Below are 18,512 nucleotides of genomic sequence, written 5' to 3' on the forward strand. Positions count from 1 at the left end.
GCTGAATACGTAGTGGGGATAAACGGGTAAAAGTTGAATATAGATGACAAGTTGATCCTGTATATGTCTTCTACATTCTTAAATCGAATTATTCAAAACATATTTTATTTTCCATTGCCATATTTCCTGCCCTTTCAAATTCTGATATTTTGTTTTCACACAATTTTCTGGTTAGCTTTTCAAAAGCATAGGCTTTGGATAATAATTTATCTGCATCGTCCTGCTGGACGCTAAATTTGTCATTATACCTGGCCTGCGAGTAGCTCTTTAACAAGATTTCAAATAATCTGCGATCTTCCTCCGTTGCCTTAAGCATTTCGTAAGGTAATGATGAAAAGCTGCTACACAAATCAAGCTGCCGACCTAAATGATGAATGTCAGATCGATAAGCAAGGTGTACGCGAATTAACGCTATCGTGCATTGTTCTATAACCTGGTGGGTCATAAACAGACATACCGCATAATGCTCATTACTGTAGCAATCCGCTGCACCTTCCAAAAAACCTGCAGCGAGTTTAATTCTGTGCGCATAATGTTTGCTTGCTTTATCGGAGTTCTGTGAGGAATCAAAAGCGATACTTGGAGTTTCATTTAAGATTCCATTTGAACTGTAAAGGTGTTGAGCCGCATTTAATATGGAAATGAAAAAGCGATTGTTCTTTTCAATGGAGCATTGAATGGTTTCCATGCTGTGGGAAAGCATAGTTATTTTACCGGAGAAAAATCTGGTATTGCAAAAATCCTGTGCCTCATGCTCGTTTCTTGTTTTACTCTCCATGACCATTAACAAAAAGTAGTGGTGCTCAGTTGAAGAATAAGTGGAACCAAAACATCCCGATTTTGTTGCTGTTTGAGTCAGCTTGCAAAAGCTGTAAATATAAATTGGCTTGAATTTCTCTATAAGCAATCTACAGAGCTCAATGATGCAATCTGTCCTAACCGTTTGTAATACTTGATTTGTTTTCATAACTACATGATTTTGAATTTACTCCAAATCTCCATATCTGTTCGATCGTACCGAACCACGAGCGGGTTGTTAAATACAAAAACTTGGTTGTTTTTAACGCTCGAAAAAAATCGATATATTTGGGTATGGAAACATCGGAAAAAAACACTCGAATGCATTTAGGGCGTAAAATCTCTCGTATACGTGAATTACGCGGGATCAAGCAAGAAGCGCTTGCTAATGAATTAGGCATCAGCCAACAGGCTATAAGTAAGCTTGAGCAGAGTGAAGATATTGAAGATTCGACATTAGATAAAGTCGCTAAAGTTTTGGGAGTAACTGCCGAGGGAATTAAACAATATTCTGATGAAGCAGTATTCAATGTTATATCTAACACTTTCCATAACACGAGCAGTGACAACTCAACCCTAATTGCTAGCTCGCTGAATTACCAGCCTACTTTTAATACTATAGAGAAAATCGTAGAATTATACGAAAGATTATTGGCAAGCGAACGTGAAAAGATCGATCTTCTAAAGAAGTCTTAACGTTTTTAAAATAAAAAGCAAAAAAGCTTATCACAATTTGTGATAAACTTTTTTGCTTTTTTTGACATAGACTTTTGGCCGTTAAAAATTGGTTGAATTTTACAGGTCATCTGGTCTGAAGCCTATTCGCTTTCTCGCAGGTTTCGGAGTTTTTGGCTTATCAAGTAACTCGTCAAGATATTTAAATACTATCTCCATATTCTTATCCTGATTATCCAACTTTTTTTTAATCTTTTCGACCTCCAGTTTAATTTCAATATTATCATATAATATGTTTCTGACCCTGGTGAAAATTCGGATAATCTGGATATTCATTTGGACGGCTCTTGGACTTGACAACACGCTGGAGAGCATTGAGACACCTTGCTCTGTGAAGGCCATGGGAAGGTATTTTAAATTAGTTCCAGATTCCAAGGTGCCAGATTGGCACCTTGCATTGTAATACTCTTCAGCGGTGATTTCGAACATAAAGTCTTCGGGAAAACGCTCGATATTTCTTCTTACCTGTCTTTTGAGCTGTTTATTTTCTACGCCATAAAGCTTAGCAAGATCTGAGTCAATCATTACTTTCTGACCTCTAATAAGATAAATCTGGTTGAGCACCAATTCATCAGTGATGATAAGATTATCCATCTGATTTTTTGTTATTTAATTTTTGCGCTAATTTTTCTCTTAGTCTGGCCATGTCGGCACCAACCTTAATGTCCACCACTTTGGCATACTGTTGGGTAGTTCTGATATTGGTATGGCCCAGCATCTGGGACACGCTTTCTATTGGAACACCGTTTAACAGTGTTACTGTTGTTGCAAATGTGTGGCGGGCAATATGAGTGGTTAGTTTTTTATCAACTCCGCATATAGTCGCTATTTCATGCAGATACTCATTCATTTTCTGGTTACTCAGAACCGGCAGTAACATATTCCCATCGCATATGGGATGATCAGCATATTTATCTAACAGGACTTGCGCTTGCGGTAGAATCGGTATCGCAGAACGGGTATTAGTTTTCTGCCTTACTTTTACTATCCACTGCTCACCATCGATACCTTTATTAATGTGGTTTTTCCTTAAATTTTTGACGTCTGTATATGCCAGACCAGTATAGCAGCAAAATAAAAATACATCGCGAACCGTGCCAAGTCTTTCAGAGGAAAATTCCTTGTCAGTAATTTTCTGAAGTTCGTCCTCGTCCATGAAGAATCTGTCTGTCTTCTTCGTTTTGCCTTTATATCCGATGAAAGGATTATTTTCAATTAGTTTATTGTGGTGACTAATGTTGATGATCTTACCGACGCTTTTTAATACTTTAACAGTATAATTGTTCGAGCACTTTTTTACCGAGCGGATATAAAAATCAAAATCACTTATAAATTTCTGATCTACCTTCTTTAGATCAAGATCTTCAAGCTTATATTTTTTTTGAATGAATTCCTGCACATGCTTTCTGAGTACCAGAAATCGCTTGAGCGTACCCGGCGCGTAATCCTTTCCAACCAGTGCTCTCATTTCATCATTGTGTTCATCGATAACATCAAGGATGGATAGCATATTAATCTCCTTACCCTGAAATTTTGCCTTGATTGATGCAATTGAAATTTCTTCATTTGCATTTAGTAGCGACTTGTAGGCATCATAAACCTTTCTTTGCAGCTGGTCTAACTGAAAGTTCAGCGTCATTGATTCTTCCTTTTTACCGCTGGCTCTGCCGGAAAATGAATTCCACAGACTAGGATGACAGGATCGCGCAGTAGAAATCTCTGCACGTTTACCGTTGAGTGTTAGTCGGATGTAAATCGGTGCTACATCACCTTCATAGTTTTTTTGTCTTTTCAGATAGAAAAGCACACTAAAATTGGTTTTCATAATGATAACATTAAGAGTGAAACAAAATTAGCATTGCAGTAAGACCTTTACAAGATGTTCGGGAGGTGAACAGCTTGTAATTCAATTAATTAAGCCGTTCTGGAGAGTAAATTTAAAATTTAGCTCAACTCACCAGATTACTCACCAGACTATTCCAAAACACGCTTAAACGATGCATAAAATGGAATTTCCGTAAAAAACAAAAACCTGCAAATGTTTGATTTGCAGGTTTTTAGCGTTTTTGACATTGATTTTGTGATCCCGCTGGGATTCGAACCCAGGACCACTACATTAAAAGTGTAATGCTCTACCAGCTGAGCTACGGAATCTTCTTTATTAAAAACGTTGTCCGTTTCCTTTAAAGTGATGCAAATATAGGGTTACCATATATCTCATGCAAATAAAAATATTGAAAAAGTGCTACTGTATTGATTTATAAGGCAATTAATTATTCGTGCTCACAATTTTGAACTGAAACCTCAATTTAAAATAGTAATAAATTAACCGTGATGGTCATTTTTAATAGTTTGGTTGTCAACCATCGGAATTTATTGGTTTAATTGACATAAAGGGTTATCTAACAGTTAGAACATAGACACTCAACAGAATCAATACTGAAAATCACGCAAACGTTTGAGTTGAAAAGTTATAGTTAAATTGCTTAGTTTGGTCCTATCAACTAAACAAACCAACTTTAACAACTATAAAAAATGATCAATCCCTCTAAACCGCAAAAGAAAACGGCACTATTACCCATGATAATTTGTTGTGCCCTGTTTTTTATTTTTGGCTTTGTAACCTGGGCTAATGGAACTTTAATCCCATTTTTGAAATTAGCACTCAACCTAAAAACTGATTTACAGGCATTCTTTGTAACATTTGCATCCTACATCGCTTACTTTTTCCTAGCGTTACCAAGTTCATGGATTTTAAAAAAGATAGGCTTTAAAAATGGATTGGTATTGGGTATGGTAATTTTGGGAGTTGGTTCTTTAATATTTATCCCGGCTGCCGATAATAGAAGTTTTAGCCTGTTTTTAGCAGGAATATTTGTTCAGGGGTCTGCGATGGCACTCTTACAAACTGCTGTAAACCCTTATTTAAGTATTATTGGCCCCATCGATAGTGCAGCAGCTCGTATCTCAATTGCAGGTTTATGTAACAAGGGCGCAGGTGTTATGGTACCCATCATTTTCGGTATTTTATTTCTAGACAATGCAAAGGAGGTTACCGCAAAATTAGAAACAACCATAGATATGAATGCCAAGAATGCAATTTTAGATGAACTTCTACATCGGGTTCATACCCCTTACATTGTTTTAGCGGTGGTATTTGTGCTCTTCGCAGTCCTTATTAAATTTGTGCATTTGCCTGAAATTAATGCAGAAGACGATGACGAAGTTTTAGTAAATGATGAGTTGATGACGCCAATTGTTGCTAAAACCAGTATTTTCCAATATCCACATTTATTTTTAGGTGCTTTGGCCATATTCAGTTGCGTAGCCGTAGAAGTTATGGCCGGCGATATTATAAATACTTATGGTCGTGAATTACATATAGACGCCGATTTGCTGCGTTTCTCGACTTCTTTTACTCTAATATGTATGCTTGTGGGTTACGTATTAGGGATAGCCACTATTCCTCGTTTTGTATCACAGCAAATGGCATTAAGAATTTGTGCGCTTTCGGGTGTGCTATTAACTATTGTTTCGGTTTTCACAACTGGATATGTTTCTTATTATTCCGTTGCTTTATTAGGATTGGCAAATTCTCTAATGTGGCCAGCTATTTTTCCGTTGGGAATTAAGGGGTTAGGTAAGTTCACCAAGACCGGATCTGCCATTATGATTATGGGAATTGCAGGTGGCGCAATTTGGCCTTTGGTTTATGGCTTTTTAAAAGATAAGTTGCATATCGACTTTCAACACGCATTTTTATTTGCTATGCTTCCAGCATATCTGTACATTATATACTTTGCGATTAAAGGTCACAAAGTTGGGTTTAAACATAAATAAGAATTTACCTGGCACAAGTATCTGTTAGCCAGGTAAATTCTTCGCAACCTTTAAGGTTTACGTTTTTGTCAACCGATGTAAATATTTGAAGTTTCGATACCATTACAACATCGTTTTCTTCCATTTACCTTTCTTGAACAAGATGAAAGCCGCTAAAGCGATTCCTGCTTCGGCCGTTGGAATGGCAATGAAAACGCCCGTTGGACCCATTTCTAAATACTTAGCCAGAAAGTAAGCCAAAGGAATCTGGAACAGCCAGAAAGCGAATATGTTGATTTTGGTTGGCGTCCAGGTATCGCCTGCACCGTTAAAAGCACTACTAAATACCATAGCAGCTCCATAAATAACAAAACCAATACTTAATATTTTCAAAGCACGACTTGCAATTTCAATCACTTTTACATCGGATGTAAAGAAGGAAGAAAATAAATGGCCACAGGTTAAAAATACAACACTTACCACAGCCATGAAAATGATGATGTATTTTAACGTTTGGAAAACAGATTTTTCCGCTCTATCAATATGTCCGGCACCCAAATTCTGTCCAACCAAAGTTGCAGCAGCATTACTTAACCCCCAGGCCGGAAGCATGAAAAACATCATTAATCTTAATGCAGTTTGATAGCCTGCAGAACCTTCATCGCCACCAGTTGTTGCAACTAATTCGGCTAAAAATACCCAACTACAACTGGCAATTACGAATTGAAAGATGGCTGGAGCAGCAATTTTAACAATGGCTTTGATCTGCTCTAAATCAGGAAGGAATTGACTGATCCGGATTTTTAAAGCATTTTTTCCGTTGAATAAATTGTAAACCTGGTAACAAACGCCCAATCCACGTCCGATTGTTGTTGCAATTGCTGCTCCTGTTAACCCAAATGCTGGAACTGGTCCGAATCCATTGATAAAAATAGGGCAAAGGATGATATTTGCAATGTTCGCAATCCATAAACTTCGCATCGCGATTGCTGCATTGCCCGCACCTCTAAAAATTCCGTTGATTAAAAATAATAAAACAATGATAACACTTCCGCCCATCATAATGCGGACGAAAGTGGTTCCGTGGTTTGCAGTTTCTATTGAAGCGCCCATTAATAGAAGGATATCTCCGGCATAAATTAATCCAGCAATGCTGATTAAAATGTTAACTGCTACTGCTATCACAATAGTTTGCATACCAGCTTTCGCCGCTGCTTCTGGGTTTTTCTCCCCAATTCTTCTGGCAACAACGGCTGTTGCAGCCATACTTAAACCAATGGCTAATGAATAAATAATGGTTAAAACCGACTCAGTTAAGCCTACGGTTTGTATGGCGTGGCTACTGTTTTCTAAATGGCCTACAAAATATAAATCGACTAAAGCAAATACTGATTCCATGGCCATTTCCAACATCATTGGAATGGCTAATAGAATTATTGCTCGTTTTATACTGATTGAAGTTAAATCAACTTCGTGGCCTTTTAATGATTGTACAAGTACATCAAAAAAAGATGATAGTTTGCCCTGTGTCTTTACTGACTGTGACATATATATAAAGTAAATTATGATGAATAAACCAAAAGATAGGCAGCTAGCTGCACAAATCTTAAATTGAAATGGGAGGGAATCCTCGGTTATTTAAAACCTAAAACGGATTGAAGATACTATCATGGTTCTGTTCTTTTTGATAGCTCAAATATAAATAAATTTTTGAATTGTCAATTTTTGATGACTGATATTTAGCAGATTGATTAATTTGTTTGCCGCGGAAACACGGAAGAGCATGGAATTTTATTTAAACATTTTATTCGCATGCTGAATAAGTGAAGCAATGCGAGATGTCTGTGGGGTTGTCATTCTGAATACATTGAAAAATCTCGAAGCGATAAAATCCAAACACCAATTTACCCACGGAAAAAGTGAACAATATTTTAGGACAGAAAAACTAGGTTGCGGATTTTTCGTGCATATCATTGAAGTTTTTACTTTACGTCTTTGCTTGCCTTGCGGCAGGCAGGCGATCCCGATTCTTGATCGATTGAAGCTCCAGAGGAATGCCTTTGGCACAATGTCATTTGTAATATTTTTTTATTAAAGGAGATTGCTTCGTGCCTCGCAATTACGACAATTTTCAGGTCATTCTCAGAATGAGAGCAATATTAAAAATTATCATCGGTTTAGCCGTGTATTTCTAAAACGCTAACCTCTCAGCAAGATCGCTCGTTAATCTAATCTATATACTATAAGCCTTAATCATTTCTTCTGTCACTTTCGTTCCGCGGCTGGTGTTTAAATCAATTAACACATAATCGAAGATCCCGTCAGAAGCAACTTTGCCAGTTTTTTTGTTGATGATTTCAAACTGAACAGAACAACCTTTATCATGCATGGTTAAAATGCCTGTTCGTATTAACATCAGATCGTTCATTAAAAGCGGACGTTTGAAATTAATATCCACATGACTCACCACCCAACCTAAACTCTGCTTGGTGAAATGTTCCCAAGGCATATTATAGAATTTTTCCATTTGCTCGTAACGGGCGGCCAATACATAATCCAGATATTTGCTGTTGTGCACATGGTTAAACATGTCTATATCATCAGGACGCACACGTAGCTCGCTTTCGAAAATGCTAAATTGATTCTTTTCCAAGGGTAATTGTTTTGTGCAAAAATAGGGTTTTTAATATTAGATGCATTTTAAGTTTTTGTGTAATTTTAAATTATGGGTCGATTGAAAATATATCATTCGGATGTTGCTAGGGAAGAAATCGTGAAGTTAAATTTTTATCTCTTTCAGCAGAAGACAGATTTTTTGAATTGGTTAAACTTAATAAGTTAGCTGTTTTAATGAATGGAGGAAAACCTCTCAAAGCCCCTCAAGGAAAAGGGATTTTGATTCGTAAATCAAATCTTATAGATAATAAGTACTACTAGTTAGAGCTGTTAAATGTTGTTAAAGTTTTGTTTATACATACTTAAATGTGTTTTTTAGTGAAATGAAGAAAAACCTCTCGCTTGTTTTAACTTCTATCACACTTATTTTAAATTCTTCTTCTTTTGCTCAATCCATTATATCGGGAAAAGTTAAGAATAAACAAAGTGAAACGATTCCATATGCGAATATTGGGATGAAAAGGGGCAAGTTGGAACTGTAAGTATGGATGATGGAAGATTTAGTATTTTAATTCCAGATTCACTACTTAATGATTCTCTTACTTTTTCCAGCATTGGATTTAAAGATAAGAGTTATCTTATTAGTTCACTTAAGAATAAAACTAGTGTAGATATTATTCTTGAAAAAAAAATTATTTCAGTTTTCTGAAGTTAAAATAACTAATAAAAAGTTAAAGCAATATAAGCTTGGAATAACAGGCAGACCTTAAGTTCCCTAAACCCGACTTAGCGGAAATACTTTTTGCAACACTTGCTGAATGAGATTGCTTCGTCGTTCCTCCTCGCAAAGACGACAAAAGGAGTACTATAGGCAAAAAGATTGCAGCGAGGGCGGGAGTGTAGCAACCGATTAAAACTGCAATCTTCTTTCCAAATTCTAAACCCAGTAAATGAGCCGTTTAACTATCTTGTAATTACACTTGCTAGTTATCAAAAATAGCTTTATCTTTGCGGCATTCCAAAGGAATCCTTTTGGAACAATTAATTAATTTTTATTGCTTTAATATTATTCAAGAAATGTATTTAAGTCCAGAAAAGAAAGCCGAAATCTTTAAACAACACGGCGAAGTAGAAACCAACACTGGTTCTGCTGAAGGTCAAGTAGCGTTATTTACATACCGTATTGCGCACTTAACAGAACACTTAAAGAAAAATCGTAAAGATTTCTCTACTCAGTTGTCACTTCAAAAATTAGTAGGTAAACGCCGCGGTATTTTGGCTTACCTATACAAAAAAGATATTGAGCGCTACCGTGCTATCATTAAAGCTTTATCGCTTCGTGATATCATCAAACAAAAATAAGCGAATTTTATCAACGAAAGCCATTCTTTAGAGAATGGCTTTTTACGTTTCCTGTTAAATATTTTAACGGGATTTATTATAGATAGGTGTTTTAATCTTATCTTCGTTTGCAAAAACAAAAACATATATAAACAACGGTGTGTAGAAAGAGGAAAACACACCATAATTCTATTTAAATGAATGTAATAAAAAAATCGTTCGATTTGGGCGATGGCAGAATTGTAGAAATCGAAACAGGGAAATTGGCTAAGCAAGCTGATGGTTCGGTGGTGGTAAAAATGGGCGATACGATGTTGTTAGCAACAGTTGTATCTACGGTTGGCGCTAAACCAGGTACTGATTTTTTACCTTTATCGGTTGATTATCAAGAGAAATATGCAGCTACTGGTCGTATTCCAGGTGGCTTTTTACGCCGCGAGGCAAGATTATCTGATTACGAGGTTTTAATATCTCGTTTGGTTGACAGAGCTTTACGCCCAATGTTCCCTTCTGATTATCACTCTGATACACAGGTGATGATTTCATTAATTTCTGCTGATAAAAATATAATGCCGGATTGTTTAGCTGGTTTAGCAGCATCTGCGGCTTTATCAGTTTCTGATATTCCTTTTAACGGTCCTATTTCTGAAGTACGTGTTGCCAAAATTGATGGCAAATTGGTAATCAATCCATATGCTAGCGATTTAGAGCGTGCAACTTTAGAATTTATGGTTGCTGGTTCGGCTAACGATATTGGAATGGTTGAAGGCGAATGTGATGAAATTCAAGAAGATGAAATGGTTGAGGCTTTAAAATTTGCACATGATGCAATTAAAGTTCAATGTGCAATTCAGGTTGAGTTAACTGAGGCTACTGGTAAAACTGTAAAACGCGAATATAGCCATGAAGACCATGATGCTGATTTGAAAGCCAAGGTTTATGCTGATACTTATAATAAAGTTTACGCAGTTGCGAAATCTGGTTCGAACAAAGATGAGCGTAAAGTTGGTTTCACTGCAATTATTAATGAATTTTTCGAGGCAATGCCAGAAGATACTGCAGATTTAACTAAGGCAATGGCTAAACATTATTATCATGATGTTCAGTATGATGCCATCAGAAATCTTTTGTTAGATGAAGGTATTCGTTTGGATGGTCGTAAGACTACTGAAATTCGTCCAATTTGGAGTGAAGTTGGTTATTTACCTGCTGCTCACGGTTCGGCTGTATTTACACGTGGCGAAACTCAATCGTTAACATCAGTTACTTTAGGTAGCAAAGATGATGAGCAGATGATTGATGGTGCTTTCTTTAATGGTTACCAAAAATTCTTATTGCACTATAACTTCCCTGGTTTCTCAACTGGAGAGGTTAGACCGAACAGAGGTGCTGGTCGCCGCGAAATTGGTCACGGTGCTTTAGCACAGCGGTCGTTGAAAAAAGTTTTACCTCAAGGTGAAGCTAATCCATATACTATCCGTATTGTTTCTGATATTTTAGAATCTAACGGTTCATCATCAATGGCAACTGTTTGCGCTGGTACGCTAGCATTAATGGATGCTGGTATCAAAATTAAATCGCCGGTTTCTGGGATCGCAATGGGTTTAATTACTGATGAGAAGACTGGTAAATATGCAATTCTTTCTGATATTTTAGGTGATGAAGATCACTTAGGCGATATGGATTTTAAAGTAACGGGTACAGAAAATGGTATTGTTGCTTGTCAAATGGATTTAAAAATCAATGGCTTATCGTACGAAGTATTAACTAAAGCTTTATTACAAGCTAAAGAAGGTCGTTTACACATCTTAAACGAGATGAGGAAAACGATTGCTCAGCCTAATGAAGATATGAAGCCACATGCTCCACGTATCGTTTCGATCACTATTGAGAAAGAATTCATCGGTGCAATTATCGGCCCTGGAGGTAAAATTATCCAAGAAATGCAACGGGAAACTGGCGCTTCAATCTCTATCGAAGAAGTTGATGGTAGAGGTATCGTTGAAATTTTTGCTGATAATAAAGCTGCAATTGATGCTGCTGTAACCCGTATCCGTAACATCGTAGCTAAGCCAGAAATTGGTGAAGTTTACCAAGGTAAAGTAAAATCCATTATGCCATTTGGTGCATTTGTTGAGGTTATGCCAGGTAAGGATGGTTTATTACACATCTCTGAAATTTCATGGGAACGTTTAGAAACGATGGACGGTGTATTAAAAGAAGGTGATAAAATCGAGGTTAAATTATTAGACATCGATAAGCAAGGTAAAATGAAACTTTCTCGTAAAGTTTTATTGCCAAGGCCAGAAAAGCCAGCTGCGCCACAAGCGTAGATAGAGTTTGTTGTCATCCTGAGCTTGTCGAAGGATAAATATTATTCACCCTTTCAGTTTCGGCTGAAAGGGTTTTTTGTTTATTGCTAATTCTATATCTTTATCCTATGAAATACATCATTGCCCCATCCATACTTTCTGCCGATTTTGGCAATTTACAACGCGATCTCGAAATGATAAATCAAAGTGAAGCCGATTGGTTTCATGTTGATGTGATGGATGGTGTTTTTGTGCCCAATATTTCTTTTGGTTTCCCTGTTATGGCAGCTGTTAAAAAACATGCAACAAAACCTTTGGATGTTCATTTAATGATTGTTAACCCTGACAAATTTATTCCTGAGTTTGCGAAAGCTGGTGCAGATAGAATTACTGTTCACTATGAAGCTTGCACTCATTTGCATAGAACTATTCAGCTTATTAAAGCATCAGGATGCAAAGCTGGTGTAGCTTTAAACCCGCATACGCCAATGAACTTATTACAAGATGTAATTGAAGACTTAGATCTAGTGTTGATCATGTCCGTAAATCCAGGTTTTGGCGGACAGGCATTTATACACAATACTTATAAGAAAATTCAGGATTTAAAACGTTTAATTCAAGGGGTAAATGAGGAATTGATTATAGAAGTTGATGGCGGCGTAGGATTATCCAATCTGGCATCATTAGTTGCGGCTGGTGCTAATGCTTTTGTCGCTGGAAACGCCATTTTTGCAGATGGAAACCCAACTGAAATGATTTCTAAAATGAAAAGTTTAACAACCACTGGTATCAGTATTTAAAATTTTAACCACAGATAAAAAGGATGAACGCAGATAAAGATGTAAAAACAAACCATCGGGCACAGAAACACTGAAATCACTGAAAGTTAATTCCGTGTCAATCCGTGTTTCCGTGGCAACAAAATTCTGTATGCATCTGTGGTAAAAATTAACCAAAATCTCTACGCTAACCAATGCTCAAATTTCAGCTATTTCTTTTCCTTTTAATTGCTGGTTGCAGTTTAGCTATTGCTCAGCCGCAGGTTAGGATTTCGGGGATAGTTTACAACGAAGAAAAGTTGCCATTGTCGCAAGTTACCGTTATCGTTTTAGGCCAGGCGCAATCTACCGTAACCGATGAACTTGGCATCTATACCATCTATTCGAAATCACGAACATTTAGTATCAAATATTCCTTGCTCGGATACCGGCCACAAACCTTGAAGTTTAATGAACGTTCGGGTGCTAGAATTGCTCAAACAGTAAAGTTAGTTGCCAATATTAATGAGTTAGAACAAGTAAACATCACTAATAAACAAAATCAGCTGAGCAATACCACCACAATTAATATTGCAGATATTGCTTCCATGCCTTTGGTTTCAGGAAACTTCGAAACCATGCTTAAAACTCTGCCTGGCGTTTCAACAAACAATGAATTAAGCGCACAATACAGTGTTAGAGGTGGAAATTTCGATGAAAATCTCATTTATATTAATGATGTTGAAATAAACCGACCCGTTTTAATTCGCAACGGTCAACAGGAGGGGCTTAGTTTTATAAATTCAGAACTGGTTAGCAAGGCAAAATTTTCAGCAGGTGGTTTTGAGGCAAAATATGGCAATAAACTTTCGTCTGTCTTGGATATTAGATACGATAAGCCTGATAGTAACCAAACCATTTTAAGTACAAGTCTTCTAAACACTTCTTTAACAGCAAAGCGGATTTTTAAGCATAGCTTTTTGCTGGCTGGTTTACGGTATAAAAATAATTCAAGTGTACTGATTAAACAAGATGAAAAGGGTAGTTACAATCCTAATTTTGCCGACGCACAGTTAATGTACCAGTACGATTTCTCATCAAAATTTAACATAAATGTTTTGGGGAATCTGAATTTAGGCCAGTTTAAACTGGAGCCTACTAACCGCGAAACTCAATTTGGGTCGTTAAATACCACACTTCGTCTGGATGTTGATTATACCGGGCAGGAAATTGATGACTATCAAACTTTAGGAACAGCGGTTACGGCAACTTATTCTCCCAAACCCAATCTGGTGATTAAGTTCATAAATAGCTACTTCAATACTATAGAAAGGGAACGATTTGATATAGATGGAAGTTATATTTTTGATGAAGTTGACAATACTTTCCCTGTAGAAAATTTCGGTCCAGTTACTAAAAACAAAGGGATTGGAAGTTATTACAATTATGGTCGCAATAGCTTGAATACCCAGGTTTTTGCCTCAGAAATTAAAGTGGATCAAAATTTCGATAACCACGTTTTTTCCTGGGGATTGAAGTTTGACAAATCTAAATATGATGATCGCTTAAATGAATACAACTATATTGATTCTGCAGGATATATTTTATCTAATCGTTCAAAAAACATCGAATTACAAAATGTCATCAACGTAGAGAATAACATCGACATTAAAAATTATAGTGCTTATATCCAGGATAGTTATTCGCTTTCAAATTATGCAGAACTTCAGCTTGGTGCCCGTGCAACCTATAGTTCATTAAGTAAACAACTGTTGATTAGTCCGAGGTTATTGATTGCTTATCGCCCCAACTCAAATAATAAAATTTTAAGGTTTACAGCTGGGGTTTACAAGCAGCCGCCATCGTACCGAACCATTCGCGATTTTACAGGCCAGCTGAATATCAACCAAAAGGCACAAAGTTCTTATAACACATCTGTAGGTTACGATTATGCTTTCGATGCTTTTGGAACGCGGTTAAAGTTCACTTCTGAAGCATATTTCAAATATTCGGATAGATTAATACCATACAAAATCGACAATCTGCGTATTAAATACTTGGCCAACGAAGTTTCACGGGGTTATGCATATGGTGCTGATTTTAGTATTGGCGGCGAGTTTGTAAAAGATCTGGTTTCTTATTTCCGTATGTCGGTGATGCATGCCAATGAAGATCTTATCGGAGATAGCTATATTCAAAATGGAGAAACGATTTATCCAGGTTTCTTAAAACGCCCAACCGATCAGAGACTAAACTTTTCTATCTTCTTTCAGGATAAACTGTTAAATAGTCCAACCTACAAAGTCCACCTAAACGCCCTTTACGGCTCTCGGTTGCCAATTGGTCCATCGCAAACGCCGCGTTATTTGGATAAGTTTTATGTTCCATCTTATAAGCGGGTTGATATTGGTTTCTCCAAAGATCTCCTCGACGATGCGGCGATTCACAAGCCGAGGTTTCTGGATAAAAACTTCAGCTCTGTCATGCTTTTCTTCGAGGTATTTAATATGTTGAACATCGATAATACTGTATCGTATCTGTGGTTGAAAGACGTGGATAATGTGCAGTACGCAATTCCAAATTATTTAACCGGCAGGCAGTTTAACCTGAAGTTAATCGTGAAGTTGAAAAACAATCCATAAGTTGCGAGGCCTAATGCGCAACAACTGCTGTGTTTTCTGATGCCTGAATTTCAGTTTTGATAAACCGTTTTCCAATGAGTAAGCAGATTAACGCAATAAATGCTGCAGCGGTCATCACCAAAGGCATAGGGATAACCGAGTGCTCGCTAAATAAACTCACCATTACAGAAGCTAGTGCGCCAAGACCCATTTGCAAAGCGCCCATAAGTGCAGATGCACTTCCCGCATTTTTGCTGAATGGCGCTAATGATAACGCTGCTGCATTTGGATTGATAAAGCCCAAGCAACATAGGAATAAAGCTATAAAACCAATGGTTGAATATAAATTTAACCAATCGTTTAAAGCAAAAATCAAGAATATTAAACTGAATACACATTGAGCTAAAAGCGCTATCATAACAATTTTTTTGCTGGTTAACCAACGTAAACATAAACTGTTTAGTTGGCTCGAACCAATGAAGGCTACAGAAAGCAGTGCAAAGATCCACCCATAACCAGTTTTGCTAACAGCGTAAATCTTCATGAAAACCTGTGGCGATGATGATACATAAGCAAATAGGCCCGAAAATGTAATTGAGCTGATGATTGCATAAGTGGAAAATTGCGGCTCTTTTAAAACCGTCAAGAAGCTTTTTAAAATGGGTTTCGGCTTTAAGGAATAATTTGGATCAGGTTTATAGCTTTCGGGAAGTTTGAAAATGGAGGCCAGCAATATTATTATAGCCATAAAGCCTAAAAATACGAAAACATATTTCCAACCTAATGCGGATATCAAATAGCCGCCAGCAGTTGGGGCAAGCATTGGTGAAACGGCGATCACTAACATCAGCGATGCAAACACTTTCGGACTCTCTTCAACAGAAAACAAATCGCGAACCATTGCTACTGAAGCTACTGCCGTAGCGCAACTGCCAATAGCTTGTATAAAACGCAAAACAATTAGTTGATTTACATCGGTAACGGCTAAGCATAAAAATGAGGACAAGATATACAGAGCCAGTCCAAAAAAAAGCGGTTTTTTCCGTCCGTATTTATCCAGCAAAGGGCCATAAAGTAGCTGACCTGCAGAAATTCCGATAAAGAAACTAGATAGCGATAATGCAACTGTAGATTCGGTGCTTTTTAAATCGTTCGCAATATCGACAAAACCTGGCAAGTACATGTCAATTGAAAAGGGGCCAAGTGCCGCCAAGGAGCCTAAAATTAATATAAGATAAAAGTGCTGTTTCTTAGCCATGAATATTCCGATTTTTTTGAAGTCGCAAAGATTGGTAGATTATTTTTGCAAACCTATTTTTAAGGTCGAATGAGTGTAAAAGTCTTGGAAAAAATTACTACTTAAAAACTAAATCTCATTCGATTTATCTTTAGATTTATACGCTATGACTTTTAAAACTAAAGAAAGCCGCTTACTTCTCGTTCTGGGAAGTTTTTTTGTGGCGAATGCAATATTATCAGAATTTATCGGCGTAAAATTATTTAGTGTTGAAGAAACACTGGGTTTCAAAAAATTTGATATCAATTTATTTGGTGTGCCTAACCTTTCGTTTGTAATGTCGGCGGGAGTGCTTACCTGGCCAATCATTTTTATCATGACCGATATCATCAACGAATATTTCGGCGTAAAGCAAGTGCGGTTTCTATCTATTTTAACTTCTGTATTGATAGCTTTTGCATTTTTAGTAGTTTGGGGCTCTATGCATTTAAGCGCAGCCGATTTTTGGGTTCATCAAAATATAAACGGTGAAGATTTGAATATGAATAACGCCTTCGCTGGTATTTTCGGCCAAGGCATGTGGATTATCGTGGGCTCGATCATTGCTTTTATTGTGGGGCAGCTCGCCGATGTTTTAATATTCCATCGGATAAAAAAGATAACCGGAGAGAAGTCGCTATGGTTACGAGCTACCGGCTCAACTTTGGTTTCTCAGCTGATTGATAGTTTTGTAGTAATTTTTATTGCATTTTATTTAAACCCTCAGTATCACTATAGCTGGCAAATGGTTGCCGCAATTGGTTTGGTTAATTATACTTACAAATTTATAGTCGCTATTTTAATGACGCCCATTCTTTATATCGTTCATACCATAATTGATGGTTATTTAGGGAAAGATTTAGCCAGAAAGCTAACTGAAATGGCTGGTAGAGGATAAAGGTTAAATCGAGATAACGCAAAAGGTCGGAATCGCTCCGACCTTTATACTTAACAACAAAACAAATAAAAAAATTAACCTTAAAAATTTCTTATATCGACACTAGTTCCTGTGCGAAGACATCTGCAGCAACCTGTTCCTGTTTGTAAATCTGCCTACCCGTATAGGCCACAAAAACATTTTTATCTAGTAGAAGATCACGATTACTTATTAAATTTTCCAATTTAACCGTCCCGATTACGTATTTGTACTCACTGGCAGAATAACGCTCGCTAATATTATCGAATTCCAGTAAACTGATTAAATCTTCATCAGCATAACGCAAATAAATTTCCAGTAAAATATCTTCAGTATGTTTTACACCATTTTCTGAGTGATATTTTTTGTACTCATAGCGATAATCGTAACGTAGGGCAGCAATATCAGAAAGTACGGCAGCACCTGTTGGGTGGCCACCTGCACCTTTGCCAAAGAAAAATTGCTTATCAGCAAAAGCCGCTTGAACCGTTACCGCATTGTATTCATTCTCTACATTATATAAGAAATCGTCTTTAGCAACCAATTTTGGCAATACGTAGGTTACAATATCTTTTGTGTTTACTTTTCTCGCTGTTGGAACCAGTTTAATTTTGAAGTTTTTTTCACGGGCATATTTAATGTCGTAATGAGACAGGTTTTGAATACCAATGTTCAATATCGCATCAGGATTTACGAACAGGCCGTAAGCATGTGCTGTTGCAATGGCTAATTTGTATTTTGGGTCGTATCCACCAACATCCAGAATCGGGTCAGTTTCTGCAAAACCTAAGTCTTGCGCTTCTTTTAGTGCAGAATCATAACTCTGATTTTCGTTAAAAATTTTCGATAGAATATAATTCGACGAACCATTGAAAATTCCGCTCAGGGCATGGAAAAGTTCATTATCATAGTATTCTTCCAGGTTTCGGATGATTGGAATACTTCCACAAACTGCGCCTTCGTAAAGTAGCGATGTTCCATGTTGCTGTTGTAGATCTACTAACTCCTTCAAGTGCGTAGCGATCATCTTTTTATTTGCTGAAACGACGTTTTTACCATTTTTTAATGCCGCAGTCACAATTTCGTAAGCCGCATCAGCATCATTTATCAACTCTACAATCGTGTTGATTTCGGAATTATTCAGAATATCATTTTTATCCGTTGTAAATAGTTCTTTATTGAGGGTACGTTTCTTTCTTGGGTCTTTAATCGCTATTTTAATGATTTCAAGGTTGAGGTTTTGGCTTTGGATGATGTCCAATAAACCTTGTCCAACAACTCCGAAACCAAATAATCCTATTTTTAAATTCTTGCTCATGA

At 37.0% G+C, this 18,512-nt stretch carries 14 protein-coding genes and 1 tRNA gene; 7 read left to right on the top strand and 8 right to left on the bottom strand.

Going from position 1 to position 18,512, the window contains the following annotated elements:
• Positions 1 to 88: 88 nt before the first annotated feature.
• Positions 89 to 967 (bottom strand): HEPN domain-containing protein, encoded by an 879-nt coding sequence (locus OQZ33_RS17335; protein WP_265800438.1) that lies wholly within the window; start codon positions 965 to 967, stop codon positions 89 to 91.
• Between the two features lie 125 nt (positions 968 to 1,092).
• Between OQZ33_RS17335 and OQZ33_RS17340 the strand changes: the two genes are divergently transcribed.
• A complete protein-coding gene (locus OQZ33_RS17340; protein ID WP_265800439.1) occupies positions 1,093 to 1,494 on the top strand; it encodes a helix-turn-helix domain-containing protein in 402 nt (133 codons plus the stop codon).
• 99 nt (positions 1,495 to 1,593) lie between these two features.
• On the opposite strand, the gene OQZ33_RS17345 is transcribed toward OQZ33_RS17340, so the two are convergent.
• The 3 genes from OQZ33_RS17345 to OQZ33_RS17355 form a co-directional block, all read right to left on the bottom strand.
• A complete protein-coding gene (locus OQZ33_RS17345) occupies positions 1,594 to 2,127 on the bottom strand; it encodes an ORF6N domain-containing protein (protein WP_265800441.1) in 534 nt (177 codons plus the stop codon).
• Positions 2,120 to 3,358, bottom strand: coding sequence for a site-specific integrase (locus tag OQZ33_RS17350; RefSeq protein ID WP_265800443.1), 1,239 nt, complete (start codon positions 3,356 to 3,358; stop codon positions 2,120 to 2,122). Before OQZ33_RS17350 ends, OQZ33_RS17345 begins: the two co-directional genes overlap by 8 nt.
• Positions 3,359 to 3,614: 256 nt before the next feature.
• Positions 3,615 to 3,687: transfer RNA gene (locus OQZ33_RS17355), tRNA-Lys, on the bottom strand.
• A gap of 381 nt (positions 3,688 to 4,068) precedes the next feature.
• Between OQZ33_RS17355 and OQZ33_RS17360 the strand changes: the two genes are divergently transcribed.
• Positions 4,069 to 5,373, top strand: coding sequence for a sugar MFS transporter (locus OQZ33_RS17360; RefSeq protein WP_265800444.1), 1,305 nt, complete (start codon positions 4,069 to 4,071; stop codon positions 5,371 to 5,373).
• A 102-nt stretch (positions 5,374 to 5,475) separates the two neighbouring features.
• Here the strand turns inward: OQZ33_RS17360 and OQZ33_RS17365 are convergent, their stop codons facing one another.
• A complete protein-coding gene (locus tag OQZ33_RS17365; RefSeq protein ID WP_265800445.1) occupies positions 5,476 to 6,900 on the bottom strand; it encodes an MATE family efflux transporter in 1,425 nt (474 codons plus the stop codon).
• 685 nt (positions 6,901 to 7,585) lie between these two features.
• Complete coding sequence (locus OQZ33_RS17370) at positions 7,586 to 8,005, bottom strand: acyl-CoA thioesterase (protein WP_265800446.1); 420 nt, start codon at positions 8,003 to 8,005, stop codon at positions 7,586 to 7,588.
• 1,040 nt (positions 8,006 to 9,045) lie between these two features.
• On the opposite strand from OQZ33_RS17370, the gene rpsO reads away from it, so the two are divergent.
• The 4 genes from rpsO (at position 9,046) to OQZ33_RS17390 (ending at position 15,021) form a co-directional block, all read left to right on the top strand.
• Positions 9,046 to 9,330 (top strand): 30S ribosomal protein S15, encoded by a 285-nt coding sequence (gene rpsO, locus OQZ33_RS17375; RefSeq protein ID WP_025146265.1) that lies wholly within the window; start codon positions 9,046 to 9,048, stop codon positions 9,328 to 9,330.
• Between the two features lie 176 nt (positions 9,331 to 9,506).
• The gene (pnp, locus tag OQZ33_RS17380; protein WP_265800447.1) at positions 9,507 to 11,642 is read left to right on the top strand and encodes a polyribonucleotide nucleotidyltransferase; all 2,136 of its coding nucleotides are present in this window, start codon (positions 9,507 to 9,509) and stop codon (positions 11,640 to 11,642) included.
• 107 nt (positions 11,643 to 11,749) lie between these two features.
• Positions 11,750 to 12,421: a ribulose-phosphate 3-epimerase gene (rpe, locus tag OQZ33_RS17385; RefSeq protein WP_265800448.1), complete on the top strand. Its 672-nt coding sequence runs from the start codon at positions 11,750 to 11,752 to the stop codon at positions 12,419 to 12,421.
• Positions 12,422 to 12,594: 173 nt separating this feature from the next.
• Positions 12,595 to 15,021, top strand: coding sequence for a TonB-dependent receptor (locus OQZ33_RS17390; RefSeq protein WP_265800451.1), 2,427 nt, complete (start codon positions 12,595 to 12,597; stop codon positions 15,019 to 15,021).
• A gap of 10 nt (positions 15,022 to 15,031) precedes the next feature.
• Here OQZ33_RS17390 and OQZ33_RS17395 read toward each other — a convergent pair whose 3' ends face one another.
• Positions 15,032 to 16,258: a multidrug effflux MFS transporter gene (locus OQZ33_RS17395; RefSeq protein ID WP_265800452.1), complete on the bottom strand. Its 1,227-nt coding sequence runs from the start codon at positions 16,256 to 16,258 to the stop codon at positions 15,032 to 15,034.
• Positions 16,259 to 16,403: 145 nt separating this feature from the next.
• Between OQZ33_RS17395 and OQZ33_RS17400 the strand changes: the two genes are divergently transcribed.
• The gene (locus OQZ33_RS17400) at positions 16,404 to 17,174 is read left to right on the top strand and encodes a queuosine precursor transporter (RefSeq protein ID WP_265800453.1); all 771 of its coding nucleotides are present in this window, start codon (positions 16,404 to 16,406) and stop codon (positions 17,172 to 17,174) included.
• Positions 17,175 to 17,265: 91 nt separating this feature from the next.
• Here the strand turns inward: OQZ33_RS17400 and OQZ33_RS17405 are convergent, their stop codons facing one another.
• On the bottom strand, positions 17,266 to 18,510 hold the full coding sequence (locus OQZ33_RS17405) for a homoserine dehydrogenase (protein ID WP_265800454.1): 1,245 nt from the start codon (positions 18,508 to 18,510) through the stop codon (positions 17,266 to 17,268).
• Positions 18,511 to 18,512: the final 2 nt, after the last annotated feature.

It is taken from the genome of Pedobacter sp. MC2016-05 (assembly GCF_026239735.1).
Classification (GTDB): Bacteria; Bacteroidota; Bacteroidia; order Sphingobacteriales; family Sphingobacteriaceae; genus Pedobacter.